General features: G+C 65.4%; 1 protein-coding gene. It reads right to left on the reverse strand.

Annotated elements, in window-relative coordinates; genetic code table 11:
* Positions 1 to 295: 295 nt before the first annotated feature.
* The gene (locus GSF22_RS34090; RefSeq protein WP_208817983.1) at positions 296 to 511 is read right to left on the reverse strand and encodes a helix-turn-helix transcriptional regulator; all 216 of its coding nucleotides are present in this window, start codon (positions 509 to 511) and stop codon (positions 296 to 298) included.
* Between the last annotated feature and the right edge of the window lie 88 nt (positions 512 to 599).

The following is a 599-nucleotide window of genomic DNA, read 5'->3' on the forward strand; positions in this document are numbered from 1 at the left end:
GGGCCCGCCCGCCTGACAGGCGCTCCACGTCCTGGGCCCGCCCCGCCTGCGTGATCCACCCGCTCCCCAGCGGCATGCTTCACCCGGGCTTGTCCCGCAAGATCCACGCAATTTCCGGGAAACTGGGCTGTCCCGGCCATCCCGACACCCCTGTTTCCAGGAAATTGCGTGGATCTTGATCCGTCGTCACCGTGCTGAGCGGGCGTCCCCAGCGCTCAGTTTTCAGGAAGTCGGCCCATCGCGGGCACTCCGATGCCCCGATCTCCGGAAAACCGAGTCGATGTTGGTGGTTGAGCTACGACTGGTCGTCGTCGCTGTCCGGGCGGGGCTGCCGGTACCTGCTGATCCAGGCTTCGACGTCCGAGCGTAGCCAGACCGTGGTCCCGTGCAGCCGCTGGAACGGGGCGGGGAATGTGGGGTAGCGGATGAGCTGGCGCATGCGCGATCGCCCGACGCCGAGCATCTCCTGTAGCTCGTGCGGTCCGACCAGCGGGCCGGGTACCTCACTCATGTCCCGACCGTAGGCAGAACAAGGTCTACCCAATTCGGTCTACCTACTTGCGTGCACCGCATTGGGTGACAGAGCATGTACTCAGAGT

It is taken from the genome of Micromonospora echinofusca, assembly GCF_017614955.1.
GTDB lineage: Bacteria > Actinomycetota > Actinomycetes > Mycobacteriales > Micromonosporaceae > Micromonospora > Micromonospora echinofusca_A.

Excerpts from the sequence above, each read along its gene's own strand:
- GSF22_RS34090 (WP_208817983.1), bottom strand. The coding sequence starts at position 511 with ATGAGTGAGGTACCCGGCCCGCTGGTCGGACCGCACGAGCTACAGGAG.